The sequence below is a fragment of the Sphingomonas azotifigens NBRC 15497 genome, from assembly GCF_002091475.1.
GTDB classification, from domain to species: Bacteria; Pseudomonadota; Alphaproteobacteria; order Sphingomonadales; family Sphingomonadaceae; genus Sphingomonas; species Sphingomonas azotifigens.
The window spans coordinates 1-22,872 of sequence record NZ_BCTR01000026.1 but is presented as its reverse complement, the minus strand read 5'-3'; the positions used below and the strand labels follow the sequence as shown (position 1 = coordinate 22,872).

26 protein-coding genes are annotated in these 22,872 nt (G+C 67.4%); 12 read left to right on the top strand and 14 right to left on the bottom strand.

Annotated features, from left to right (window positions below):
• Positions 1 to 43: 43 nt before the first annotated feature.
• Both SAZ01S_RS10540 and SAZ01S_RS10535 read left to right on the top strand, forming a co-directional pair.
• Positions 44 to 865: a hypothetical protein gene (locus SAZ01S_RS10540; protein ID WP_139810027.1), complete on the top strand. Its 822-nt coding sequence runs from the start codon at positions 44 to 46 to the stop codon at positions 863 to 865.
• Positions 862 to 1,605, top strand: coding sequence for a hypothetical protein (locus SAZ01S_RS10535; RefSeq protein WP_084582248.1), 744 nt, complete (start codon positions 862 to 864; stop codon positions 1,603 to 1,605). The genes SAZ01S_RS10540 and SAZ01S_RS10535 overlap by 4 nt, the downstream gene beginning before the upstream one ends.
• On the opposite strand, the gene SAZ01S_RS10530 is transcribed toward SAZ01S_RS10535, so the two are convergent.
• Genes SAZ01S_RS10530 through SAZ01S_RS10520 form a run of 3 tightly spaced genes read right to left on the bottom strand, consistent with a single transcriptional unit; the run spans position 1,572 to position 3,455 of the window.
• Positions 1,572 to 2,168, bottom strand: a complete 597-nt coding sequence (locus SAZ01S_RS10530) for a GNAT family N-acetyltransferase (protein ID WP_084582230.1) — start codon at positions 2,166 to 2,168, stop codon at positions 1,572 to 1,574. The two genes, SAZ01S_RS10535 and SAZ01S_RS10530, sit on opposite strands and share 34 nt — an antisense overlap.
• A gap of 4 nt (positions 2,169 to 2,172) precedes the next feature.
• A complete protein-coding gene (hemF, locus tag SAZ01S_RS10525) occupies positions 2,173 to 3,015 on the bottom strand; it encodes an oxygen-dependent coproporphyrinogen oxidase (RefSeq protein WP_084582229.1) in 843 nt (280 codons plus the stop codon).
• Entirely contained in the window at positions 3,012 to 3,455 is a 444-nt protein-coding gene (locus tag SAZ01S_RS10520) for a tRNA (cytidine(34)-2'-O)-methyltransferase (protein ID WP_084582247.1), read from the bottom strand. The genes hemF and SAZ01S_RS10520 overlap by 4 nt, the downstream gene beginning before the upstream one ends.
• A gap of 203 nt (positions 3,456 to 3,658) precedes the next feature.
• On the opposite strand from SAZ01S_RS10520, the gene petA reads away from it, so the two are divergent.
• From petA to SAZ01S_RS10490, 6 genes are all read left to right on the top strand, one after another.
• Positions 3,659 to 4,243: a ubiquinol-cytochrome c reductase iron-sulfur subunit gene (gene petA / locus SAZ01S_RS10515; protein ID WP_084582228.1), complete on the top strand. Its 585-nt coding sequence runs from the start codon at positions 3,659 to 3,661 to the stop codon at positions 4,241 to 4,243.
• 12 nt (positions 4,244 to 4,255) lie between these two features.
• A complete protein-coding gene (locus SAZ01S_RS10510) occupies positions 4,256 to 5,545 on the top strand; it encodes a cytochrome b (RefSeq protein ID WP_084582227.1) in 1,290 nt (429 codons plus the stop codon).
• 14 nt (positions 5,546 to 5,559) lie between these two features.
• Entirely contained in the window at positions 5,560 to 6,396 is an 837-nt protein-coding gene (locus tag SAZ01S_RS10505) for a cytochrome c1 (RefSeq protein ID WP_084582226.1), read from the top strand.
• A complete protein-coding gene (locus tag SAZ01S_RS10500; RefSeq protein ID WP_084582225.1) occupies positions 6,396 to 6,938 on the top strand; it encodes an adenine phosphoribosyltransferase in 543 nt (180 codons plus the stop codon). Before SAZ01S_RS10505 ends, SAZ01S_RS10500 begins: the two co-directional genes overlap by 1 nt.
• A gap of 94 nt (positions 6,939 to 7,032) precedes the next feature.
• Complete coding sequence (locus tag SAZ01S_RS10495) at positions 7,033 to 7,380, top strand: hypothetical protein (RefSeq protein ID WP_084582224.1); 348 nt, start codon at positions 7,033 to 7,035, stop codon at positions 7,378 to 7,380.
• Positions 7,381 to 7,441: 61 nt separating this feature from the next.
• Positions 7,442 to 8,590 carry an AAA family ATPase gene (locus SAZ01S_RS10490; RefSeq protein WP_084582223.1) on the top strand — a complete coding sequence of 383 codons (1,149 nt, stop codon included), beginning with the start codon at positions 7,442 to 7,444 and terminating at the stop codon, positions 8,588 to 8,590.
• A 3-nt stretch (positions 8,591 to 8,593) separates the two neighbouring features.
• Here SAZ01S_RS10490 and SAZ01S_RS10485 read toward each other — a convergent pair whose 3' ends face one another.
• From SAZ01S_RS10485 to SAZ01S_RS10460, 6 genes are all read right to left on the bottom strand, one after another.
• On the bottom strand, positions 8,594 to 9,694 hold the full coding sequence (locus SAZ01S_RS10485; RefSeq protein WP_084582222.1) for an FUSC family protein: 1,101 nt from the start codon (positions 9,692 to 9,694) through the stop codon (positions 8,594 to 8,596).
• Entirely contained in the window at positions 9,691 to 10,104 is a 414-nt protein-coding gene (locus SAZ01S_RS10480; RefSeq protein ID WP_139810026.1) for a DUF1801 domain-containing protein, read from the bottom strand. Before SAZ01S_RS10480 ends, SAZ01S_RS10485 begins: the two co-directional genes overlap by 4 nt.
• Before the next feature lie 116 nt (positions 10,105 to 10,220).
• Complete coding sequence (locus SAZ01S_RS10475; RefSeq protein ID WP_084582220.1) at positions 10,221 to 10,670, bottom strand: MaoC family dehydratase; 450 nt, start codon at positions 10,668 to 10,670, stop codon at positions 10,221 to 10,223.
• A 42-nt stretch (positions 10,671 to 10,712) separates the two neighbouring features.
• Complete coding sequence (locus tag SAZ01S_RS10470) at positions 10,713 to 11,981, bottom strand: alkaline phosphatase family protein (RefSeq protein ID WP_084582219.1); 1,269 nt, start codon at positions 11,979 to 11,981, stop codon at positions 10,713 to 10,715.
• 115 nt (positions 11,982 to 12,096) lie between these two features.
• A complete protein-coding gene (locus SAZ01S_RS10465) occupies positions 12,097 to 13,416 on the bottom strand; it encodes a hypothetical protein (protein ID WP_245824764.1) in 1,320 nt (439 codons plus the stop codon).
• A gap of 4 nt (positions 13,417 to 13,420) precedes the next feature.
• Positions 13,421 to 14,179, bottom strand: coding sequence for a MauE/DoxX family redox-associated membrane protein (locus SAZ01S_RS10460; protein WP_084582218.1), 759 nt, complete (start codon positions 14,177 to 14,179; stop codon positions 13,421 to 13,423).
• Positions 14,180 to 14,238: 59 nt separating this feature from the next.
• On the opposite strand from SAZ01S_RS10460, the gene SAZ01S_RS10455 reads away from it, so the two are divergent.
• Positions 14,239 to 14,637 carry a MerR family DNA-binding protein gene (locus SAZ01S_RS10455; RefSeq protein ID WP_084582217.1) on the top strand — a complete coding sequence of 133 codons (399 nt, stop codon included), beginning with the start codon at positions 14,239 to 14,241 and terminating at the stop codon, positions 14,635 to 14,637.
• A gap of 44 nt (positions 14,638 to 14,681) precedes the next feature.
• Here SAZ01S_RS10455 and SAZ01S_RS10450 read toward each other — a convergent pair whose 3' ends face one another.
• On the bottom strand, positions 14,682 to 16,448 hold the full coding sequence (locus tag SAZ01S_RS10450) for a methyl-accepting chemotaxis protein (RefSeq protein ID WP_084582216.1): 1,767 nt from the start codon (positions 16,446 to 16,448) through the stop codon (positions 14,682 to 14,684).
• Between the two features lie 220 nt (positions 16,449 to 16,668).
• Between SAZ01S_RS10450 and SAZ01S_RS10445 the strand changes: the two genes are divergently transcribed.
• Positions 16,669 to 18,105 (top strand): sensor histidine kinase, encoded by a 1,437-nt coding sequence (locus tag SAZ01S_RS10445; protein WP_084582215.1) that lies wholly within the window; start codon positions 16,669 to 16,671, stop codon positions 18,103 to 18,105.
• A 9-nt stretch (positions 18,106 to 18,114) separates the two neighbouring features.
• Positions 18,115 to 18,459: a response regulator gene (locus tag SAZ01S_RS10440; RefSeq protein WP_084582214.1), complete on the top strand. Its 345-nt coding sequence runs from the start codon at positions 18,115 to 18,117 to the stop codon at positions 18,457 to 18,459.
• A gap of 49 nt (positions 18,460 to 18,508) precedes the next feature.
• Here SAZ01S_RS10440 and ychF read toward each other — a convergent pair whose 3' ends face one another.
• Positions 18,509 to 19,606, bottom strand: a complete 1,098-nt coding sequence (gene ychF, locus SAZ01S_RS10435; protein ID WP_084582213.1) for a redox-regulated ATPase YchF — start codon at positions 19,604 to 19,606, stop codon at positions 18,509 to 18,511.
• Positions 19,607 to 19,784: 178 nt separating this feature from the next.
• On the opposite strand from ychF, the gene SAZ01S_RS10430 reads away from it, so the two are divergent.
• Positions 19,785 to 20,819, top strand: coding sequence for a transferrin-binding protein-like solute binding protein (locus SAZ01S_RS10430; protein WP_084582212.1), 1,035 nt, complete (start codon positions 19,785 to 19,787; stop codon positions 20,817 to 20,819).
• A gap of 76 nt (positions 20,820 to 20,895) precedes the next feature.
• On the opposite strand, the gene SAZ01S_RS10425 is transcribed toward SAZ01S_RS10430, so the two are convergent.
• The 3 genes from SAZ01S_RS10425 to SAZ01S_RS10415 form a co-directional block, all read right to left on the bottom strand.
• Entirely contained in the window at positions 20,896 to 21,330 is a 435-nt protein-coding gene (locus SAZ01S_RS10425) for an NIPSNAP family protein (protein ID WP_084582245.1), read from the bottom strand.
• 99 nt (positions 21,331 to 21,429) lie between these two features.
• Entirely contained in the window at positions 21,430 to 21,999 is a 570-nt protein-coding gene (gene pth / locus SAZ01S_RS10420; protein ID WP_084582211.1) for an aminoacyl-tRNA hydrolase, read from the bottom strand.
• 81 nt (positions 22,000 to 22,080) lie between these two features.
• Entirely contained in the window at positions 22,081 to 22,683 is a 603-nt protein-coding gene (locus SAZ01S_RS10415) for a 50S ribosomal protein L25/general stress protein Ctc (protein ID WP_084582210.1), read from the bottom strand.
• Positions 22,684 to 22,872: the final 189 nt, after the last annotated feature.

Sequence of the window (22,872 nt, the reverse complement as noted above, 5' to 3'; positions counted from 1 at the left end):
CCCCGGCTAACACCCCGGGCCCCTCACGCAAGGACTTCGCCGCATGGCTAAAATGGGTACCGTCTGGGATCGCACCGCCGCCTTTGTGGGCGAGCGTGCCGGTGTGCTGCTGCCGCTGGCGATCGTTGTGTTCCTCGTGCCCGGCGCGATCGGCACCTGCCTGCAGCTGGTCGCCGCCACGTCGAGCGTGCCCATCCGCTGGGGGCTCGGCGCGCTGGTGTTGCTGCTGTCGCTGCCCACGATATGGGGATCGCTGGCGGTGATCGGGCTCGCGACCGGCGAAAGCGGCATCGCTGCGGCAGGCGGCCTCGCGACGCGGCGGCTGCTGGCGACGGTGATCGTGTCGGTCGCATTGGGCGTGGCGGCGATTGCGCTCGCGCTGCCCGTGCCGATCATCCTGGCACTGCGAGGATATGACGTGGCCGCGCTCTCCGCCGGGCGGGCGGGCAATGTCGTCGTCGATCCCCAGACCTCGGCGATGGTGGCACTCTATATGCTGGCGCTGATCCCGGTGCTGCTGTTCGCGTTCACGCGCCTTCTCCTCGTCAGCCCGGTGGTGCTGCGCGAAGCTGTGCTGTTCGGCGCGATTCGCCGCTCCTGGGTGCTGACGCGGCGGCATGGCTGGCGGATCTTCGGCACGTTGCTGTTGTTCGGCGTGATCGGCGGAGTCGCGCAGCTGGCGGCGCAGACCGTGTTCGGCAGCGTTTTCACGCTGTGGTTCGGGGCGGGCGAGGGGCTGACGACGGCGTTCGTCCTGACGACCATCGCCACCGGCAGTGTGATGGCAGTGGTGCAGCTGTTGCTCGCCGCGTTCCAGGGCAAGCTCTACGCCGCGCTGGCGCTCGATTCGGCGTGGCCGGCATGACCTTGCGCCTCGCCGGCCTGTTTGCCGACGCCAAGACCCTTTGGCAGCGCGAGCATCGGCTGGTCGTGCCGGTGGCGGGGCTGTTCTTCCTGCTCCCCAGCCTCGGCATTCTGCTGCTGATGGCGCAAAGTGCGCCGCAGCTCGAATCGCTCGCCGACCAGGCGGCGATGCTGGCGTTCTACGAAAAGTTCGTGCGGGCCAATGTGGTGCCGCTGATGTTCGCCTATCTGGCGGTGGACTACGGCATCTTCGCGATCCTCACCCTCTATCTGCGCGGTGGCGGGCAGACGCTCGGCCAAGTACTGCTGCAGGCACTGCGGCGGCTGTTTCCTTTCCTGTTGTTGGAAGTGGCGGTGAGCATTGCCTTCCAGCTCGGTTTCTCGCTGTTCATCGCGCCGGGCCTGTTCCTGTTCGCCCGGACCTGGCTGACGGCGCCGGCCTATGCCGCGCAGCCCGAGGCAGGGCTGATCACCGCCTTCAAACAGGGCTGGATGCGCAGCGCCGGGGTCGTCTGGCTGCTGTTCCTGCTGGTCGCGGCGATGGTGTTCGTGGCGGGCATCGGCGCGGTGGCGGTGGCGAGCATCTTCACCGGCCTGATCGCCACCGCGGCGGGCGGCGGCGTGCTGCCCGAGTTCTTCGGCTATCTGCTGCTCTCGGTGATCGGCGCGGGGGTGTGGACGGCGCTGGTCGTCCTGCGCGTCGCCGCCTATCGCGCGACCGAGCCGAGCAGGGGAATGTGAGGCCCCGCCTCGGCGGGCAGCACGCCGAGGATGCGAGGGTCGGGGAACGTCTCGATCGTCCGCTTGAAGGCCGCGAAGCCGTGGCGGCGGTAGAAGCCCAGCGCGGCGGGGTGGTCGAGCGTGCAGGTATGGACCCACACCCGCGTCACGTCCTTGCGCCAGGCGAAGGCGAGCGCCTGGGCCATCAGCCAGTCGCCATGCCCCTTGCCGGTGATCTCGGGCACCAGCCCGACATAGGAGAGCTCGCAGGTGGCGTCGTCACGGAAGTCGAGTTCGAGCATGCCGACTTCGACGCCCGCCCGGTCCACCACCGCATAGACGGCGACCTGGGGGTCGTCGAGAATCGCCCGCAGCCGCGCTTCGTCCATCACCAGCCGTGAGAACCACAGCCACGGGCCGCCGACCCGGCGGAACAGCGCACGGTATTTCTCGCTTTCGGGCGCGTGCCAGTGGACCAGCCGGAACGGGGAGGGCGGCACCGGCCGGGGATTGGGGCGTTCGTGCATCTCCAGCGCGGTGACGATGGTGGCGAGGTGATCGTTCGCGACGGGCAGCAGACTCATGGGCTCAGCTCCAGGCGGCCATCGGCGGCAGGCTCATCAGGATCGCGTCGACATTGCCGCCGGTCTTGAGGCCGAACAGCGTGCCTCGATCGTAGATCAGGTTGAACTCGGCATAGCGGCCGCGCCATTCGAGCTGGCGCTGCCGATCGGCATCGTCGAACGGCTGGTCCATGCGCCGCCGCACCAGCTTCGGATAGATGTCCAAGAACGCGCGGCCGACATCCTGGGTGAAGGCGAAATCTGCCTCCCAGTCGTTTTCTAGGTGATCGTAAAAGATGCCGCCGACGCCGCGATGCACCTTGCGGTGGGGAATGTAGAAGTAGTCGTCCGCCCAGGCCTTGAAGCGCGGGTAATGGGCCGGATCGTGCGCGTCGCAGGCCGCCTGCAGCCGGGCGTGGAAGTCGGCGGTGTCCTCGGCATAGGGCAAGGGCGGGTTGAGATCGGCGCCGCCGCCGAACCAGCGCTTGGTCGTCGTCAGGAAGCGCGTGTTCATATGGACGGCGGGGACATGCGGGTTGGCCATGTGCGCGACCAGGCTGATGCCGGTGGCGAAGAAGCTGGGGTCCTCGCCCGCGCCGTGGATGGTCTTGGCGAAATCGCCCTCGAAGGCCCCGCCGACGGTGGAGACGTTGACGCCCACTTTCTCGAACACGCGGCCTTTCATCACCCCGCGCACGCCGCCACCGCCCGGCGCGCCGCTCGCATCGGTGCGATCCCAGGCGAGGTATTCGAACGAGGCGTCCGATCCGGCCTCGCGCTCGATTGCCTCGAATTCGGCGCAGATCGAATCGCGCAAGCCCTCGAACCAGGTACGGGCGCGCTGCTGCTGGTCGTCGAGCGTGATCACTGCGGGAATCCTTCGGTCTGGCGGAGCGCCTCGGCGAGCCCGATGCCCGTTGCGACGGCGAGGTTCAAGGAGCGGAGCTCCGGCCGGAGCGGTATTCGCACTGCAGCATCGGCCCGGTCGTGCACGAAGTCCGGCGCGCCGCTGCTCTCCGCGCCGAACAGCAGCGTGTCGCCGGGCGCAAACTGCGCTTCGGGCAGGCGGATGCCACCGCGGGTGGTGAACAGTACCAGCCGGCCCGGCACGTTCGCCTCGAACGCATCCCAGTCCGCATGGCGCACGGTCTCGGGCTCATAGTCCATCGCCGCGCGCTTGCGGGCGCGATCGCCCCAGGGAAAACCCATAGGTTCGATCAGGTCCACCGCCACGCCCATGCACGCCGCCAGCCGCAAAATGGTGCCCACATTTCCAGCAATTTCAGGCTGGAACAACGCGACGCGAATTGTGGAGGGCGAAGTCATTTTGCAGTGCAACATTAAGGCCTTGGAGACGAGAAGATGAAAAACCCTGTTGGCAAAGCTGCATCGCGCCGTCTATCAAACTTAGCATAGCCACCGGAAACCCGGCGGGCACTGAGCTTCGTTTCGTCCGCGTTCCTCTCCGCGGTTCTCATGCGGAAGAGTTCCCGAAGTGCAAGGGCTAGAGCATGGCAACGTTTGAAGAAGGCGTTACTCCCGATCAGACCGTAGGCCCTGGCGGCGAAATCCTCGAGAATCCCCGTCGTCGCGATTATCTCCTATATGCGGCACCCGCCGTCGCCGCGGTCGGCGCGGGCGTGGTGGCGCTGCCGCTCGTCAATTCGATGAATCCGTCGGCCGACGTGCTGGCGCAGTCGACCACCGAGGTCAATCTCGCGGCGATCGAACCGGGGCAGGCGATCAAGGCCAGCTTCCGCAAGCAGCCCTTGTTCGTCCGCAATCTCACGCCGGCGGAGATCGCGCAGGCCGAGGCGGTGCCGATCTCGAGCCTGCGCGATCCGCAGACGCTGGAGCAGCGCACCAAGGAAGGCCACAAGAACTGGCTGATCACGCTGGGCGTGTGCACCCATCTCGGCTGCGTACCGCTGGGCGCGGGCGAAGGCGAGAATCGCGGGCCGTTCGGCGGCTATTTCTGCCCGTGCCACGGATCGGCCTATGATACCGCCGGCCGAATCCGCCAGGGGCCGGCACCGAAGAATCTCGAAGTACCAAAATATAATTTCACGTCCGACACGGTTGTCACAGTCGGGTGAGGAGAGACCTGGATGAGCTTTCCCTGGGCGCGCCATTACGAGCCGAAAAACCCGGTGATGAAATGGGTGGACGATCGGCTGCCGCTGCCGCGGTTCGTCTATAACGCGATCGGCGCCGGCTATCCGGTGCCGCGCAACCTGAATTACTTCTGGAACTTCGGCATTCTCGCCGGGCTTTCGCTGGTGATCCAGATCGTCACCGGCATCGTGCTGGCGATGCACTTCCACAGCTCGGCCGCCGGGGCCTTCGATTCGGTCAACGGCACGATCATGCGCGACGTGAACGCGGGCTGGTTCCTGCGCTTCGCCCACGCCAACGGTGCCAGCATGTTCTTCATCGTGGTATACATCCACATCTTCCGCGGCCTCCACTACGGATCGTACAAGGCGCCGCGCGAGATGGTGTGGCTGCTGGGCGTGGTGATCTTCCTGCTGATGATGGCCACCGCCTTCATGGGCTATGTGCTCCCCTGGGGGCAGATGAGCTTCTGGGGCGCGCAGGTGATCACCGGCTTCTTCTCGGCGATCCCCGTGGTTGGCGACTGGATCCGCATCTGGCTGCTTGGCGGCTATGCGCCGGACGATGCGGCGCTCAACCGCTTCTTCTCGCTCCACTATCTGCTGCCCTTCGTGATCGCGGGCGTGATCATCCTGCACATCTGGGCGCTGCACATTCCCGGCTCGAACAACCCGACCGGCGTGGAGGTGAAGGGCGAGCAGGATACGGTGCCCTTCCACCCCTATTACACCGCCAAGGACGGCTTCGGGGTCGGCATCTTCCTGATCCTGTTCTCGATCCTGATCTTCTTCTATCCGGACTATCTCGGCCACCCGGACAACTACATCCCGGCCAACCCGCTCTCGACGCCGGCGCACATCGTGCCCGAATGGTATTTCTGGCCCTTCTACGCGATCCTGCGCGCCTTCACCGCGGATTTCATCCTGCCGGCAAAGCTGTGGGGCGTGCTGGCGATGTTCGGCTCGATCCTGCTGCTGTTCTTCCTGCCCTGGCTCGATCGCTCGCCGGTGCGCTCGGCCAATTACCGGCCGATGTACCGCGTCGCCTTCTGGCTGCTCGTCGCCGACGTGCTGATCCTCGGCTGGTGCGGCGGTTCGCCCGCGGAGCCCTTCTACGTGATCACCAGCCAGATCGCGGCGGCCTATTATTTCGCGCACTTCCTGATCATCGTGCCGATCATCTCGCGGATCGAGACGCCGCGCCCGCTGCCCAACTCGATCACCGAAGCGGTGCTCGGGAATGAAGGCGGATCGCGCATCACCGCCACCGCGGCGACGGCATAAGGGGGCCGGGAACCATGACCTCGATCTTCTTTCGCTCGATCAAGTTCCTGATTGGTGGTGGCTTCGTCTTCGTGCTGCTGCTCGCCCTGCTGGGCAGCATCACCGGCCTGATCAAGGAACCTCCGAAGCAGACCGCCGAGCAGGCGCTGCACAAGCATCCGAAGGAGTTGGACCTGCCCTCGAACGGGCCGCTCGGCAAGTTCGACCTCGCCCAGCTCCAGCGCGGGTTCAAGGTGTACAAGGAAGTCTGCGCGGCATGCCACTCGCTGCACATGATTTCCTTCCGCAACCTCAAGGACCTGGGGTACAGCGATGCCCAGGTGAAGAAGATTGCCAAGGAATGGGCGAACAAGCAGCCGGTGTTCGACGAGAAGGCCGGCACCTGGGGCGAACGCGATAACATCCCCTCGGACCATATCCCCAAGGTCTATTATGCCGGCACCGGCAACCCGCCGGACCTGAGTCTGATCACCAAGGCGCGGCATGATGGTGCGGCCTATGTCCACTCGCTGTTGACCGGCTATGGCGAGAAGCCCGATCCGGCGGTAGCCGCCAGGTTCCCGGAGGCGATGAAGACGCCCGAGGGCATGCACTTCAACCCCTATTTCGCGAACCTCAACATCGCGATGCCGCCGCCCTTGACCAGCGAGGGCCAGGTGCAGTTCGACGACGGCACCCGCGCGACGGTCGACCAGATGGCGAAGGACGTCTCCGCCTTCCTCGTCTGGACCGCCGAGCCGACACTACAGACCCGCCATCAGGCGGGCGTGGCGGTCGTGATCTTCTTGCTGTTTGCCACCGGGCTCGCCTATGGCGCGTACCTCACGGTTTGGCGCGGCATAAAGCATTGATGGACATCCAGCAGAACGAAGACATTCGCAGTCGCATTCGCACGATCCCCGACTTTCCGAAGCCGGGGATCTTTTTTCGCGACATCACCACGCTGCTGCTCGACCCCGAGGGGCTGCGGCTGACCATCGAGAAGATGGCCGCGCAGGTGGACGGCAAGGTCGACCTCGTCGCCGGCGTCGAGGCGCGCGGCTTCGTGTTCGGCGCGGCGCTGGCGGTGCAGCTCGGCACCGGCGTGCTGCTGATCCGCAAGGACGGCAAGCTGCCTGGCGCGACCATCGCCGAGGATTATGCGCTCGAATATGGCACCGACCGGATCGCGATCCATGCCGATGCGCTGGTGCCCGGCGCCCGCGTGCTGCTCGTCGACGACCTGATCGCTACCGGCGGCACGGCGCGCGCCGCGGTGCGACTGCTGCGCAAGGCGGGGGCCGAGGTCGTCCAGGCCTCCTTCGTCGTCGACCTGCCCGATCTCGGCGGTGCCGATGCGCTGCGCAGCGACGGGATCGCCGTCACGTCGCTCGTCGCCTTCGAAGGGCACTGAGGGAACTCCGGCCGGCATCCATGCGCTTCCTTGATCGAGGGGCGCGGCCTGGGGCATCGCCCCGCCGCGCGCCTTGGGTACAGGAGCGTGATCAATGCACATCGGCGTGAAAACGGTACTCGGCGCAGTCCTGCTCGGCGGGGCGGCGGCGCTCGGCGGCTGCATGGACGACGGCTATGGCTATGGCGGCTCGCGCGTGGCGGTCGGCTATGGCAGCGGGTACGGCAGCAATTGGGGCAACCCGTACTGGGGCTGGTACGGCGACTATTATTACCCCGGCACCGGCGCCTATGTGTATGATCGCTATCGCCATCGGCATGCCTGGAACGACGGCCAGCGCGCCTATTGGGAACAGCGCCGCGGCACGTGGCGCGGCGACCAGCGCTGGCGCAACAACTGGCGCGATTTCCGCGGTCGCCCGGGCGGCGGGCGCCGGCGCTGAGCGTGCTCTCCACCCATCGCAACGGCTGGTGAGGCGACGACCGGGCGGGTAGCATGCACCCATGCTGACCTGCCTTGCCGTTTCCGGGTATCGCTCGCTGCGCGACGTGCGGCTCGGGTTGGGGCCGCTCAACGTCATCACCGGACCCAATGGCAGCGGCAAGTCCAGCCTCTATCGCGCGCTGCGGCTGTTGTCCGATGTGGCGCAGGGCCGCGCCATCGGGTCGCTCGCGGCGGAGGGCGGGCTCGAATCCACCTTGTGGGCCGGGCCGGAGAAGATCAGCCGGGATATGCGCAGCGGCCGCTTCCCCGTGCAGGGCACGCGGCGTGACGGCCCGGTAAGCCTCAGGCTCGGCTTTGCCTCCGAAGATTTCGGATATGCGATCGACCTCGGCCTGCCGATTCCATCGCTTACGCGCTTCAGCCATGATCCCGAGATCAAGGCGGAGAGCGTCTGGACCGGGCAAATGCTCGGCCGCAGCAACAGCTTCGCCGATCGCAACGGCCAGCGTGTGCGTCTGCGCAACCGCAGCACGGGCGAATGGCAGGCGCGCTTCGCCGAGCTCCCCGCCTATGACAGCATGATGATGCACTGCCCGGATGCGGCGGACGGGCATGAGTTGCTGCTGCTGCGTGAGCGGATGCGCGGCTGGCGCTTCTACGATGATCTGCGCACCGATCGCGATGCCCCGGCCCGCCGCCCGCAAATCGGCACGCGCACGCCGGTGCTGGCGAGCGATGGTTCCGATCTGGGCGCCGCCATCCAGACGATCGTGGAGATCGGTGCGGCGGATACGCTGCGCGAGACGATCGCCGATGCGTTCGACGGCGCCACGTTGGCGGTGGGCGCGCGCTTCGAAGTGGAGATGCAACAGCCGGGGCTGCTCCGCCCGCTGGTCGCTGCGGAGCTGTCCGACGGCACGCTGCGCTATCTTCTCCTCGCCGCCGCGCTGCTTTCCCCGCGACCACCCGAATTGATGATCCTCAACGAACCCGAGGCGAGCCTGCACCCGGATCTGCTCGATCCGCTGGCCCGGCTGCTGGTGACGGCATCGCGCCACTCCCAGATCATTATCGTGTCCCATGCCCGGGCATTGGTCGAGGCGCTCGATCGCGCCGCCGATACGCTGGTGATCGAACTGCGCAAGGAATGGGGCGAGACGCACACCTCGCAGGTCGGCGTGCCGGACTGGGCGTGGCCGAAGCGCTGACGCTCAGCCCGCCGGCGTTCGCGGGCGGGCGGTGCGGGGCGGCGTGGGGGCACCGATCAGGCGATCGAACAAGAGGTTGAGCGCGATCACGATGCCGCCGGCGAGCAGGGTGGCGACCAGGCGATCGATCAGCAGCGCGGGCGCCACCGGCTTGCCGATGTCGATCGCGAGCAACACCAGAGGCGCGGACAAGGCGGCGTAGAGCAGGTAGCTGCGTGCCCGCGCCACCGGCATCAGTGCTGCGAGCACCGCCGCGAAGATCCCGAGCGCGATCGGCCCCGTCGCGAGCGCGAAGATCAGGCCTGCCAGCACAACGCCGCCGATCGTGCCGAGCAGGCGCTGGAGCGTCTTGCGCGGCAGGTGTTCGATCGCGTTCTCGGTGAGCAGCGCCACCGTGAGCAGGATCCAGTAATAATGGTGCGCCGGGAAGGCGTGGCGGAGCAGGCTGGCGATCGTAAGGCCGATCGCCAGGCGGAGCGGGAACTGCCAGCCGGCCAGGCTGTGCAGCTGGCTGCGGAAATAGGCGCGGCGCTGGGCCGGCGTCGGCTGGCGGCGTGGTGGCGCGGCGGGCGTTGCATCGCGGGCGCGCGCCCGCTCCAGCAGCAGGCGAAGCCCGATGTTCCACAGCGCGCCGCAGCCGAACAGCAGCGCCGCCCCGTCCCGATGGCTGGTCGCGCCGTCCAGCAGGCTCATGCCCAGTACCAGATAGATGTTGAAGCGGATCGCCGCCGCGGCCGCCGGCCGGCTGTAGTTCACCGACAGCGCCGCGCAGGCGACGATGGCGATCAGTGCCGGCTCGGGCTGCAGCAGGCGTCCGAGCAGCGTGGCAACGAGCACCGCAGCGACGGCGGGCAGCAGCATCGCCAGCAGACGGTCGGTCCGGCTGGCGGTCGGGGCGCTCGTATCGGCGGGGGCGCTGGCCAGCAGGACCGCGCCGAGCCCTATCACGAACCCGGCATGGACCTGCCCAAGCAGAAGGCCCACCAGCACCGGCACCGCCATGCCGAGCGCACCGATCGCATAGGCAGGGGCGGGGATTGGATCGGTGCGGTCCAGCGCCAGCAGGTCCTGCCACAGCACGCGTAGTGCCGAAAGGCGGCTCATGCGGCGTGGTTCGCGGCGGCCGCAGCCTGGACCAGCGCGGTGAAGGCGGCGGGGTCGATCGCGGCACCCTCCCGCACATCGATAGCGCGCCGCGCATTGCCGTCGAGGCTGGCGTTGAACAGCCCGGTGGGATCGAGCAGCGCCGCCCCGCGGGGGAAGGTGAGCTTCACCTTGTCCTTGTACAGCTCGCCGGTGCAGAGGATGCCGCCGAGCGACCAGACCGGCACGCCGGCGGGGTTGCTCGGCTTGCGCCATTTCACGTCCTCGTACACCTCGGGAAGCGCCGCGTGGATCAGCCGCCGAACCTGGGCCAGCACCGCGCCGCGCCAGTCGGGCAGGGCGGCGATCCTGGCATCGATCAGGGCGGTGGCGGAATCGTCCGAAGCAAGGTCTGCGGACGTCACGGGCATGGCGGGCTCCCGAACATTGCGCCGGGGCATCGCTCCGGCCTGCAGATGCCGTCTATATCCCAGCGCGGGCCGCGAGTCCCGCAATACAATGTGCGCGCCCGGCGGGATCGTACCGCTCAGCCTTGCGGGCGGCGCGCGATCAGGGCGTTGGCGATGAACGTCAGGACGGGTTCGTCCTTCTGGTTGAAGGTGATGATCCGGCTGCGGACGATGCCCATTTCCGGGCGGCTTTGCGAGGCGCGCGCCTCGAGCACCTCGGTCTCGCAGCGCAGCACGTCGCCGGGGAAGACCGGCTTCAGCCAGCGGAGTTCGTCGATCCCGGCCGCACCCAGGCTGGCGATCGGGTGCTCCTGATAGTGCGCGACCAGCATCGCCATCGTCATCGCATTGGTGTGCCACCCGCTTGCCGCCAACCGCCCGAAATGGGTCCGGGCGGCGGCCTCGTCGGAGAGGTGGAAGGGCTGCGGATCATATTTCCGCGCGAAGTCGAGCACTTCCTCGCGCGTGACTTCGTAGCGTCCGAAGCTGGCGCGGTCGCCCACCTGGATGTCGTCGAACATGCGCATGCCGACGAGTTTCAATCAGAAACCCGTAGCTGGCAAGCGGTTTCAGCGGCTGCGGAGCAGCGGCCGGAACGGGGCGTCGTCGCCGTCGACATCGGCGCGTGGCGGGAGACCGAGCAGGTCGCGGAGCAGCGGATAGACATCGACATTGTCGAAGGCGGCCACCGTGCCGTGGCCGAACGCGGGCCCGGCGGCAATGAACAGCGCCGCCATGTCCGGCGCGCGATTGTCATAGCCATGCTCGCCATGCGTGAATGGCGCCTCGGGGCGCTTTTCCTGGATCATCCAGCGCGGCTCGGCGAGGCAGAAGATCGCGGCAATGCGCGGATTGGTGCCGTAGCGCAGGCGCGCCGGGATCTCGGCCTTGCGCCAGCATTCCATGTGCGGATGGCGGCCGAGCAGAGTCTTTTCGACCAGAGCTTCCTTGCCCGGGAGCGGATCGAGCGCGGCGAAGGGACCGGCTTCGATCAGATGATAGCTGTCGGCGGGCAGGTCGAGCGTCACCACGCGGGTGTCGCTGGTCTCCGACATGCCGTGATCCGAAACGACGACCAGGTTGGCCGGCTGGTGGAGCACCGCCAGCCCGTCCACCAGCGCGCCGATCTGTGCGTCGATCTGCGCGACGGCCTGCGTCACCTCGGGGGAATCGGGTCCATGGTCGTGGCCGACCATGTCGACCCGATCGAAATAGAGGGTGAGGAAGCGCGGCCGGTTCGACGGCGGCCGGCGCAGCCAGTCGAGCGCGGTATCGACGCGCTGCTTGTTACTGATCGCCTGGTTGTACTGCAGCCAGTCGCGCGGGCGGATGCCGCCGGGATAGTCGCCATGATCGGCCTTGGTCGCGCTGCTGCCCCAGGCGACATTGGCACCGGGCCATAACACGGTGCCGGTGTGGATGCCCGCCTTCTCCGCCGCGACCCAGATTGGCTGGGCGGCGTTCCACCAATAGGGCGCGTCGTTGGCGGTGGTGAAGGTCTCGCCGGGATGGGCGGGGTCCTCCATCCGGTTGCCGACGATGCCGTGGTGATCGGGCACCATGCCCGTCACCAGCGTCCAGTGGTTGGGGAAGGTCTTGCTGGGGAAGCTCGGCCGCATCGGGCCGGTAATCCCTTCCGCCGTGAGCCGGGAGAGATTGGGGGTCACGCCGCGCTGGAGATAGTCGGCGCGGAACCCATCGATCGAGATGAGGATCGTCACCGGCGGCCGCGCCTCGGCGATAGCGGCGGGCGGCGGCGGGGTCTGCGCTGGCGGGGTGGCACAGGCCTGAAGGATCGCGATCAGGGCGGCGGCGGCGATTCTGGTGGTCCAGCGCATGGCGGCCCCATGCGCCGGATTTGTTGCGGGGGGAAGACCGGGGGCGTGCCCCCTCCACCACCGCCTTTGTGGATAGCGTCTCCTCCACCGCGCAAGCGGTGGAGGGGGCCTGAAGCTACCGCCCCAGCGCCAGCCGCGCGAACAGCGTGTAGCTCACCGGCGCCGTGCCATAGGCGGCATCTAGCGCGCTCGGCTTGGCATAGGCGGCCACCGATCCGCCGAGCGCCAGTTCGGCCTGGCCGGCGAGCGGGATGCGATAGGCATAGCCGCCCTCGAACCGCGTCACCCGGAACTTGCGGTCGTGCAGAGGATCCGCATGATCGGGGAACAGCTCGTCATTGGCGACATTCTCCACCCGGCCGAACAGGCTGTGGTGGCGGCTGAGGTCCCAGTTGGCCTCGGCGGTGAAGGCGCTCAGCACCGGGCCCGGCAGGCGGTGCTTGGCGGCATAGGCGACCATCGTCGATACGGGGCCATTGCTGTAGTGGAGGCTGGCGGTGGTGCGCTGCTCGTCCTCGCCCTGATGGGTGACTTCGGGGCTCTTGAGGTGTCCGGTGGAGACCTGTGCCACCCAGTTGTCCGAAGGCGACCAGCTGGCCCGGACGCTCCAGCTGTCGAGCCGGATCGGATCGATGTCCCAGCGATTCTCGTCGGGCTCGCGGCCGTTGAACCACGAGCCTTCCAGCTGCACCCGCCCCGTCTGTACGCCGCCGGTGACGACGCCGTAGGTGATGTGGCTGCTGTCGAACCAGTGGTGTGCGATCGGCGACAGCGCGAAATAGCGTGCCGAGCGGCGGTGCATGAAGGCGCTCGGGCCCAGCGCCGGCTCGGCGACCGGGCCGCCATAGACGAACAGCTTGGTGTCGGCTGCCACCTCGGTGTCGACGCGGGCGCTCAGTTCCATGAACAGGTCGTGCGGATGCTGGCGGTCGACCAGCGGCGCGCCGTGCGCGGTCTCGCCGCTGGCGAACAGATTGGGGTAGCCGCGCTGGCCCATCGCGGGCTCCAGGCTTCCCATCGCGCGGAGCTGGAGGGACGTGCCGCCCCAGTCCCGCGTGGCGCTGAGCATCGCCATCGACTCGACAAAGGCTTCGTCGCTGCCGCGCTTGCCGCCCTGGTCGGTATAGACGCCCCAGACATAACCGTGCGCCATCACCATCCAGTCGCCGTGCGACAGCATCACGCCGCGCGCCGGCCCATCGGCCTGCGGAAGCAGCGACGTGCCCGAGCCACCGGCGGCGTGATCGGAGCCGCCCATCCGCATCGACGGCATCGGCGGGTCCATGTCCATGCCGGGCATTCCGTGCCCCATCGCGGCATGATCCTGCGGCGTCGCTTCGGCGGGCATGCTGGCCATGTCGTGCATGCTGTGGTCCTCCTGCGCGAAAGCGGGCAGGGGGGCGAGCAGGGCGAGCGCGGCGAGGGTGGTACGCAAAGGATCAGGCTCCCAGCACGGGTCGCGCGAGCATCCACAGGCCCATCGCGATCATCATCAGGTTTTCGGTGAGCGACACGAAGCCGAGCGGCACGTTGCTGTCGCCGCCGACACAGGCGCATTTGAGGTCGCGGCGATCGACATAGACCGCCTTGAACACCGAGACCGCGCCGATCCCGCCGATCACCAGCGCGAGCGGCGCAGCGAACCAGGTCAGCACCCCGGCCGTCATCAGCAGCCCGGCTGTCGCCTCGGCGAAGGGGTAGAGCGTGGCATAGGGCACCCAGCGCCGCGCGAGCAGGTCGTAGCCGAGGAACATCGTGGCGAAGCCGGCGACGTCGCGCAGCTTGAGCATCGCCAGCAGGCACATCGAGAAGCTGACGAACGACTCCCCCGCGCGGAGGGTGAAGGGCGTCGCATAGGCGGCCTGGCTGGCGGCGAGCGCCATCAGCGCCGCGATGGCGAACAGCGCGAATACCGGGCGGTAGGTCAGCGCCTTCGGATCGCGCACCTTGAGCCCGAGATAGCGGCGGAGATCATCATGCCCCCCGATCCGCTGCTCGCCGATGAACACCTGCGGCGTGGTGGCGACGCCGTGCCGCGCCTTGAACGCATCGGTCTCCTCGCGCGTAGTGAGGTGGCGATCGTCGACCGCATAGCCGTGGCTGCGCAGGAGATGGAGTGCCCGCAAGCCCCAGGGGCAGACATGCTTGTCCATGACCATACGATAGAGAATTGCGCTTTTGTTCGAGGCGGATGCCATGTTGCTTTCCTTCGCTCCGCCGCTCCTATACGGTCCGTACCATGGTACGGAGTCAAGCGATGTCTAGCCTCACGATCGGAAAGCTGGCGGAAGCGGGCAGGGTGGGTGTGGAGACGGTCCGCTATTACCAGCGCCGCGGCCTGCTCCCCACACCGGCGCGCGGCGGTGGCCCGGACGCGGGGGTACGTCGCTACGGCGAACCCGAGTTGCGCCGGCTGCGCTTCATCCGCTCGGCCCAGGCGGCGGGGTTCACGCTGGAAGAGATCGGCGAACTGCTCGAGCTGGACGCGACCGATGATCGGGCGCGGGCCCGCGAACTGGCGCGGGCGCGGATCGCGGCGCTGGACGCGAAGATCGCCGAGCTGCTCCAGGCGCGCGAGGGACTGGCGCGGCTGGCGCGAGAGTGCGGATCGGGCAAGGCGGGGCCCTGCCCGATTTTGACCGCGTTCGAGGAATAGCCCCTTTTTCTTCCCTCTCGTTTGCGGGAGGGGGATTTGTCGGCTCAGTACGCCATCTCGAACGCTGGCTCGGCGCCGCCGCTGCGATACTCCGGCACGTCCTCGTCTACCCGGAACGCCTCGGCATTGCCGAGCAGGGTCGCCGCCTCGCGGTCGAGCGAGCGGGCGGCGGCGGACGTCTGCTCCACCATCGCGGCGTTCTGCTGGGTGGCGGTTTCCATCTCCACCACCGATCGCGTGATGCCGGAGATCGCGCTGGCCTGCGAGCGATTGTCCTCGCGCAGCGCCTGGAGCAGCGCCTGGACGCCATCGAAATTCTCGACGATCTCGCCCAGCGCCGCGTCGACGGCGCGGACTTCGCTGGCGGCGAGCGCCACATCGACCTGCGTTTCGTTGATCAGCTCGCGACCGCGCTTGGCCTCCTCCTCGGCGCGCAGCGCGAGCGCGGAGACGAGGTCGGCGACCACGGCGAAGCCGCGCCCGGCTTCACCGGCGCGACCTGCCTCGACGGCGGCGTTCATCGCCAGCACGCGCGTCTGGAAGGATATCTTGTCGAGCGCCTCGACCACCGTGTCGATCGCATGCGCGCGTTCGGAGACACTGTTCATCGCTGTTGCCGCATTCTGTGCGGTGCTGCGGCCGGAATGGACCAGCGCGCCCGCCAGTTCGGCGCGCTCCATGGTGGTCTCGGCCGAGAGGCTGCTGCTTTTGAGCCGATTCTCGATCAGCTGGATCGCCGCGCTGGCTTCCTGCAGCGTATGCGCTGTGGTTTCGGTGCGCCGGGCGAGATCCTCGGACGCGGTGGCGATCTCGCTGGAGCCGGTGCCGATGTTGCGTGCGCTCTGGATCGCCGTGCGCAGCATGGCCGAGAGCGCGCTGGCGGCGCGGTTGAAGCTGAGGCGCACCGGCTCGTAAAGGCCGGGGAAGGGGGTGGTGATGCGGTGGCGCAGGTCGCCCTTTTCGAGCGCCGCGAGCGCGGCACCCAGCACCTCGCCGACATTCTCCTGCTCGGCAAGATGTGCCGCATCCATCTCGGCGCGGCTTCGGGCGGCGGCGTGGAAGCGCGCGACGGCCTGGGCGATGTCGCCAAGTTCGTCGGTGCGGTCGCGATAGGGTACGACGGTGTCCTGCCCGCGCGAGAGCAGGGTCGTCGCCTGTGCGACTTGCGACAGCGGCTGCGCGATGCGGCGGGTGAGCCACCAGGCGAACCAGCCGATCGTGCCGAACAGCGCCAGCGCGAGGAGCGTCAGCACACCCATGGAGACCCCCAGCGACTGAGCGGAGCGGCCGCCGAACGCGGCCTGTTCCTCGGCGGTGGCGCGCACCAGCGCGTCGATTGCCTTGCGGTGCGCGTCATAGGCTTGGGTCAGCACCGCGTAGCGGTCGCGGGCGGTGGCCATGTCCTTTGCGGCGACCGCGTCGAGGAAGGGCCCCTGCGCCTCCTGCCAGAAACGCATCGCCGGCGCGTGCGTGTCGGTGAGAATCGCGCGCTTCAGCAGGGCTGGCAGCTGCGACTGCTCCCATACCGCATGGCGTTCGTCATAGGCCTTGCGCAGTTCGGTGAGCCGTGTGCGGGTGGCGTCGATCCGCTCGGGGTGATCGAGCAGCAGCGTCGCTTCGAGATACGGCTCGATGATATATTCGGGCGGCGGCAGGATGTCGGCGTTGAGATCGGCGATTTCCATAGACGCGCGGTGCATTGGTCCGCCCATCCGAATCGTGTGGATGCGCCACGCCGATACGGCAAAGGCGATGGCCAGAAGCAGGATCAGCGCTATCGCGCCGCTGCGAACCCGCGCGGTGATCGTCATGAAGTTCCCCCGAGTGGCTTTGCCACCGTAATGGCCTCATTGTAGGAACGTTCACGCGTGAGTTTCTGAGGGAACGACGATTTGTTCGTGCTTGGGATCAAAACCGCGCCGTAGCGCGGACCAACATAGGTTATCGTGGCACCAGCTCGATTTGAACGATTGCGGTTCAGAAACATTCTGCCCGCCGCCGGGGCAGGGTGTACGCTAGAGGAGGAGCGCAGTGGGGAACGAAGGCTATCCGATCGGCGGGGGGCAGCTGGGGCAGTTGATTCGGGACTTCGATTGGGCGGCGACCGCGATCGGGCCGTTGGCGCAGTGGCCGCAGAGCCTGAAGTCGGTCACCCAGATGCTGCTGCTGTCGCCGGTGCCGATCGTGCTGTTGTGGGGCGAGGACGGCGTAATGATCTATAACGACGCCTATTCGGAGTTCGCCGGCAGCCGGCACCCGGCGCTGCTGGGTTCCAAGGTGCGCGAAGGCTGGTCCGAAATCGCCGATTTCAACGACAATGTCATGCGCGTGGGGTTGAGCGGGCGCACGCTCGCCTATCGCGACCAGGAGCTGGCGCTGCAGCGACGCGGCAAGCTCGAGCCGGTGTGGATGGATCTCGATTATTCGCCCGTGCTCGATGAATCGGGAACGCCGGCGGGGGTGATCGCAATTGTCGTCGAGACCACGCAGAAAGTGATCGCCCAGCGCCAGCTGCGCGAAAGCGAGCGGCGGCTGCGCGCCTTTGTCGAGGCGACATCCGATGCGATCTACCGGATGAATCCCGACTGGTCGGAACTGCTCCACCTCGACGGCGGCACCTTCCTCGCCGATGCCGACCAAGGCATGCGCGACTGGATGGATTCCTATATTCATCCCGAGGATCGCGTGCGGGTACAGGCGGCGATCGACGACGCGGTGGCGGCGCGGCAGCCGCTCGAACTCGAGCATCGCGTCCGCCAGGCCGATGGCAGTATCGGCTGGGTAGCCTCGCGCGCGGTGCCGCTCACCGACGACGAGGGCAGGCTGGTCGAATGGTTCGGCGCGGCGTCCGACATCACCGAGCAGCGCCGCACCAACGAGCATCTGCGGCTGGTGATCAACGAGCTCAATCACCGGGTGAAGAACACGCTGGCGATGGTGCAGGCGATCGCCATGCGCACCTTCCGTGCCGCGCCCGACCTCGCGGTAGCGCAGGAGCAGTTCGCCGCGCGGCTGGTGGCGCTGGCGCAGGCGAACGACCTGCTGACCGGCGAACGCTGGGCCGGCGCTTCGCTGCACGAGGCGATTGCCCAGGCGGTGCGGCCCCACCAGCATGATCCGGCGCGCTGCACGCTTTCGGGCACCGATGTGCGGGTGTCGCCCAAGTCTGCGCTGGCCATCGCGCTGGCGATGCACGAACTCTCCACCAATGCGGTGAAATATGGTGCCTGGTCGAGCGACACGGGCAGGGTGGCGATCACATGGTCGATCGCCGGGGAGCAACTGCAGCTCGAATGGCGCGAGCGTGGTGGACCACCCGTGATGCCGCCCGCGCGGCGGGGGTTCGGATCGCGGTTGATCGAACGCGGCCTGGCGGGGGAACTTGGCGGCAAGGTGACGCTTTACTTCGACACAGAGGGGCTGCGCTGTACCGTCGAGGCGCCGCTCGCTGCAGTCAGCGTGGAATAAGGTGGTGCCGTGCGTGTCCTGATCGTCGAAGACGAAATGACGATCGCCTTCCTGATCGAGGATATGCTGGAGGATCTGGGCCACCAAGTGGTGGCAGTGGCGATGCGGCTGTCCGAAGCGGTGGAAGTGGCACGCCAGGTCGAGGCGGACCTGGCGATCCTCGACATCAATCTGGACGGGCACGTCTCCTTCCCGGTCGCGGACATTCTGGCCGAGCGGGCGATCCCGTTTGCCTTTGCCACCGGCTATGGCGCGCTTGGGCTGGAGGGGGCGTATCGCGAGCGGCCGGTGCTCGCCAAGCCGTTCCTGCGCGAGCATCTCGCGGCGCTGATCGCGAAGGCCTGTGGTTCTTAAGCCCCTTCTCCTTTTATCCTCCCCTCCCGCAAGCGGGAGGGGGACGTCCTCAGCTGTGCAGGAAGTGCATCACGTCGCCGTCGTTGACGATGTACGCCTTGCCTTCGGCGCGCAGCTTGCCGGCCTCGCGGGCCTTGGCTTCGCCGCCGAGTGCGACGAAATCGTCATAGGCGATCGTTTCGGCGCGGATGAAGCCCTTCTCGAAGTCGCTGTGGATCTCGCCGGCGGCATTGGGTGCGGTGGCGCCGCGATGGACGGTCCAGGCGCGCGCTTCCTTGGGGCCGACGGTGAAGAAGGTCAGCAGGTCGAGCAGCTTGTAGCCGGCGCGGATAACGCGGGCGAGGCCGGTTTCCTCCAGGCCCAGTTCGCCGAGAAACTCGCCGCGCTCCTCCAGCGGCATGGTCGCGATCTCGGCCTCGATTGCCGCCGAGACGACCACCGCCTGTGCACCCTCGGCCGCCGCCTTGGCGAAGACCTTTGCCGATAGGTCGTTGCCGTTGGCGGCATCTTCCTCGTTGACGTTGCAGACGTACAGCACCGGCTTGGCGGTGAGCAGCTGGGCAAGGCGCAGATGGCGCGCCTCGTCCTCGTCCTTGGGAACGGTGAGCCGCGCGGGCTTGCCGTCGCGCAGCAGGTCGAGCGCCTGGCCGAGCACGCTCGCCGCGGCCTTGGCTTCCTTGTCGCCCTGCGCTGCCTTCTTGGCGAGGTTCGGCACGCGCTTCTCGAGGCTTTCGAGGTCGGAGAGCATCAGCTCGGTCTCCACCGTCTCGGCATCGGCGATCGGATCGACACGATTGTCGACATGCTGGATGTCGTCATTCTCGAAGCAGCGCAGCACATGGACGACCGCGTCGACCTCCCGGATGTTGCCGAGGAACTGGTTGCCCAGGCCTTCGCCCTTGCTGGCGCCGCGCACCAGCCCCGCGATGTCGACGAAGCCGAGCTGCGTCTCGATGATCTTCTGCGAGCCGGCGATCTCCGCCAGCTTGGTCAGCCGCGGATCGGGCACTGCAACGTTGCCGACATTCGGCTCGATCGTGCAGAACGGATAATTGGCCGCCTGCGCCGCGGCCGTCTCGGTCAGCGCATTGAAAAGCGTGGACTTGCCCACATTGGGCAGGCCGACGATGCCGCAACGGAAACCCATGTACTTCGATCCTGTCGTGAAGGGGCCGGCGGGTGCGCCGGCGATATTGCGGGCTCGATACGCGCAGGCGCCGGGTTTTTCCAGTGTAACGCGCGCGGCCTTGACGCAGGGGCGTTCATCTGAGGTACAGGGGCCCACGTCTTTTCCTGCGTGCGCCAGGTTCTCGAGGAGTTTTCGTATGATTCGCCGTTATGTCATTCTGGGCAGCGCCGCGGCTGCGGCCGTGCTGGCAAGCTGCAGCGGCGGTGGGAACTCCTCGTCGACCCCCACGCCGACCCCCACCGGATCTGCTACGCCGACCCCGTCGCCCACGCCGACCTACACCGCCTTCCCGCTGGCGGCGGCTGCCAATTTCAACATGCTGAACGCGACGACCAACTATACCGGCGATCCGGCGACAAGTGCCGTCACGCTTGGCCTGACGTCGACCGAGAATATCAATGCGCGCGTCAACATCGCCGCTACCGCGGATCTCACCAACGGTACGTTCGTGATCGACGAGGGCAGCGAGGAATCGCGCTTCACCAGCACCAACGTGACGACGCAGGCGGCGCCGACCGTCACCGAGTTCGTCTATCGCAGCGTCAACACCGCGACCGGCGCGCTGGCGGGCAATTTCAGCCAGCTCGAAGTGCTGAACAACATCGGCAACCGGCCCTCGACCACTGCCGGCGCCCCGGCGGCGGTGATCACCAGCGACAGCCTGCTCAGCCAGCTGACCGTGGTGAGCTATGCCAATTGGTGGCGTGGTGATTCGACCACCGGCCAGAAGCGCCTGACCTATGCGGTGTGGGGCTATCCGACGCTCAGCTACGACATGCCGGTTACCGGCAGCAAGACCTACACGGCGCGCATTGTCGGTCGCGCGGTAAGCGCGGCGAACGGCGCGACCACGCTGAACCGCGTGGGCGGCACCGCGCAGGTGACGGTGAATTTCGCCACCGGGCTGGTAACCACCACGCTCAACATGACGACGGTACCGACGAGCGGCGCCGAGACGCCGTACCTGACGCTGAACGCCCAGGGCGCGATCCCGATCGCCTCGATGCAGTTCAACGGCAGCTTCACCAGCGGCAGCCCGGTGACCGGCACGATCGCGGGCGCCTTCTATGGCTCCCAGGGCGCGAACATCGGCATGGTGTTCGGTGCGCTGGGCACGATCAACGGCGCGGACACGCGGATCGTCGGCGAAATCGTCGGCATCAAGCAGTAACCGTCCCGCACTGTCGAAGCGGAAAAGGGCTCGGGAAACCGGGCCCTTTTTCTTGTCCGTACGCCGCGCGCCGGCGCTAGCGATCCTGACCCAGCGGTGGCGAATACGCCGCCATCGTCATGAAGATGCTGTCGACCCGGGTCACCAGCTTGCCGTTCGCCTCGGACTCGGCGACGACCTTCTGCCATTCGGGGTCGTCGCCGAACGCCTTCCAGTCGGCGTCGCGTGCGGCGCGGCTGGGGTAGGAGAGGATATAGACCACGCGGCCCTCGGGCGCGTCGGGGCGGGGGAGCTCGTTCCAATAGGCGATGTTGCGCATCCCGTGCTTTGCGAACAGCTTGAGCGTGTGGTTGCGGAAGCGGGCGCTGAGCGCTTCGGCCTTGCCGGGGGCGGGGGTGTAGATGCGCAGTTCATACACCGGCTCCTGCCGCGCCTCGGTGGGGGCAGTCTGCGCCGCGGCGGGCAAGGCGAGGGGCAGGAGAGCGAGCAAGGCGGAGAGCATGAGGCGCATCGGGCATCCCTTCGTCGAGGTCGGCGGAAGGATGCCACGGCCATTGCCGCTGGCAAGCGGCAACCGGCTAAATTCGCTTGGAAAAGTCGCGCCGCGGGCTCATTCCTGCAGCCGCCGCGCGACCTCGTTCATGAAGCGCACGTCGTCGCCTGCCGCCAGCCACGGCGCCTCGGCGGCGATCGCGCCGAGCATGTCGGACAAAGGCTCGATCTCGGTCTTGGCGTAATTGCCGAGAACATAGCCGGTCACCCGGTCCTTGTGCCCCGGATGGCCGATGCCGAGCCGCACCCGGCGGAAATCGGGCCCCAGATGCGCGTCGGTCGAGCGCAGGCCGTTATGCCCTGCCGTGCCGCCGCCGCGCTTTACCTTCACCTTCATCGGAAGCAAGTCGAGCTCGTCGTGGAAGACGGTCACGTCCTCCGGGCTGAGCTTGTAAAAGTCCATCGCGGCCCGCACCGCCCGGCCGCTCTCGTTCATGAACGTGCCGGGCTTCAGGAGCACGATCTTCTCGCTGCCGATCCGGCCTTCCTGGGTCCAGCCCTGGAACTGCTTCTTGGGCGCGGAAAAGCCATGCACCTCGGCCAACGCGTCCAGCGCCATGAACCCGACATTGTGGCGGTGCATCGCATATTGCGGCCCCGGATTGCCGAGACCCACCCACAGCTGCATCGTCCACACTCCCGAAAAACAAAATCGCCCCCGCACCTAAGGCGCGGAGGCGATCTTTTGAACCCGTGCAGGGAAGGCCGATCAGCCCTCGGCCGACTCGGCTTCCGCTTCGCCGTCCGCCGACTTCAGCGCCGACGGTGCGACGACGGTGGCGATGGTGAAGTCGCGATCGGTGATCGCGGGGGTCGCGCCCTTGGGCAGGGTCACGGCCGAGATGTGCAGCGAATCGCCGACTTCGAGGCCCTTGAGCGAGATCTCGACCTGCTCGGGGATCTCGGCCGCGTCGACCACCAGCTCCAGCTCGTGGCGGACGATGTTGAGCACGCCGCCGCGCTTGATGCCCGGGGCCAGCTCTTCGTCGACGAACACGATCGGCACTTCGACGTGGACGGTCGCGTGCTCGGAGATGCGCAGGAAGTCGACGTGCAGCGGACGCTCGGTCACGACGTCGAAGGCGACGTCCTTGGCCAGCGTGCGCTCGCCGTTGACCATGATCACCGAGTTGAAGAAGTGGCCGGTGTTCAGCAGCTTCTGCAGCTCACGCTCGTTGACGTGGATGCTGGCGGGATCCTGCTTGTTGCCATAGATCACGGCGGGGACGCGGCCTTGACGACGCAGCGCCCGGGAGGCTCCCTTGCCAGCCCGGTCGCGCGTTTCGGCCGACAGCGTAAGCGTGTCGCTCATGTGTCGATTTCCAATGCGCTAAATGTTTCAACGTGCATGCAGCGGCAGGCCTCCAGGGATGACCCTGCCACGGCAAGCGCGCGCCTATAATCGAGATGGGGGCGAATCGCAACCACAGTGTTTCCTCCACCGCGACGCGGGGGAGGGGGACCGCCGCCGAAGGCGGTGGTGGAGGGGGCGGCCGGGCAT

Coding starts and splice junctions, on each gene's coding strand:
- SAZ01S_RS10425 (WP_084582245.1), bottom strand. CDS start 21,330: ATGCGCCTCATGCTCTCCGCCTTGCTCGCTCTCCTGCCCCTCGCCTTG.
- SAZ01S_RS10505 (WP_084582226.1), top strand. CDS start 5,560: ATGACCTCGATCTTCTTTCGCTCGATCAAGTTCCTGATTGGTGGTGGC.
- SAZ01S_RS10430 (WP_084582212.1), top strand. CDS start 19,785: ATGATTCGCCGTTATGTCATTCTGGGCAGCGCCGCGGCTGCGGCCGTG.
- SAZ01S_RS10510 (WP_084582227.1), top strand. CDS start 4,256: ATGAGCTTTCCCTGGGCGCGCCATTACGAGCCGAAAAACCCGGTGATG.
- ychF (WP_084582213.1), bottom strand. CDS start 19,606: ATGGGTTTCCGTTGCGGCATCGTCGGCCTGCCCAATGTGGGCAAGTCC.
- SAZ01S_RS10455 (WP_084582217.1), top strand. CDS start 14,239: ATGTCTAGCCTCACGATCGGAAAGCTGGCGGAAGCGGGCAGGGTGGGT.
- SAZ01S_RS10460 (WP_084582218.1), bottom strand. CDS start 14,179: ATGGCATCCGCCTCGAACAAAAGCGCAATTCTCTATCGTATGGTCATG.
- SAZ01S_RS10540 (WP_139810027.1), top strand. CDS start 44: ATGGCTAAAATGGGTACCGTCTGGGATCGCACCGCCGCCTTTGTGGGC.
- SAZ01S_RS10530 (WP_084582230.1), bottom strand. CDS start 2,168: ATGAGTCTGCTGCCCGTCGCGAACGATCACCTCGCCACCATCGTCACC.
- SAZ01S_RS10495 (WP_084582224.1), top strand. CDS start 7,033: ATGCACATCGGCGTGAAAACGGTACTCGGCGCAGTCCTGCTCGGCGGG.
- SAZ01S_RS10415 (WP_084582210.1), bottom strand. CDS start 22,683: ATGAGCGACACGCTTACGCTGTCGGCCGAAACGCGCGACCGGGCTGGC.
- SAZ01S_RS10480 (WP_139810026.1), bottom strand. CDS start 10,104: ATGCCCGTGACGTCCGCAGACCTTGCTTCGGACGATTCCGCCACCGCC.
- SAZ01S_RS10490 (WP_084582223.1), top strand. CDS start 7,442: ATGCTGACCTGCCTTGCCGTTTCCGGGTATCGCTCGCTGCGCGACGTG.
- pth (WP_084582211.1), bottom strand. CDS start 21,999: ATGCAGCTGTGGGTGGGTCTCGGCAATCCGGGGCCGCAATATGCGATG.
- SAZ01S_RS10470 (WP_084582219.1), bottom strand. CDS start 11,981: ATGCGCTGGACCACCAGAATCGCCGCCGCCGCCCTGATCGCGATCCTT.
- SAZ01S_RS10535 (WP_084582248.1), top strand. CDS start 862: ATGACCTTGCGCCTCGCCGGCCTGTTTGCCGACGCCAAGACCCTTTGG.
- SAZ01S_RS10475 (WP_084582220.1), bottom strand. CDS start 10,670: ATGCGCATGTTCGACGACATCCAGGTGGGCGACCGCGCCAGCTTCGGA.
- SAZ01S_RS10500 (WP_084582225.1), top strand. CDS start 6,396: ATGGACATCCAGCAGAACGAAGACATTCGCAGTCGCATTCGCACGATC.
- petA (WP_084582228.1), top strand. CDS start 3,659: ATGGCAACGTTTGAAGAAGGCGTTACTCCCGATCAGACCGTAGGCCCT.
- SAZ01S_RS10485 (WP_084582222.1), bottom strand. CDS start 9,694: ATGAGCCGCCTTTCGGCACTACGCGTGCTGTGGCAGGACCTGCTGGCG.
- SAZ01S_RS10450 (WP_084582216.1), bottom strand. CDS start 16,448: ATGACGATCACCGCGCGGGTTCGCAGCGGCGCGATAGCGCTGATCCTG.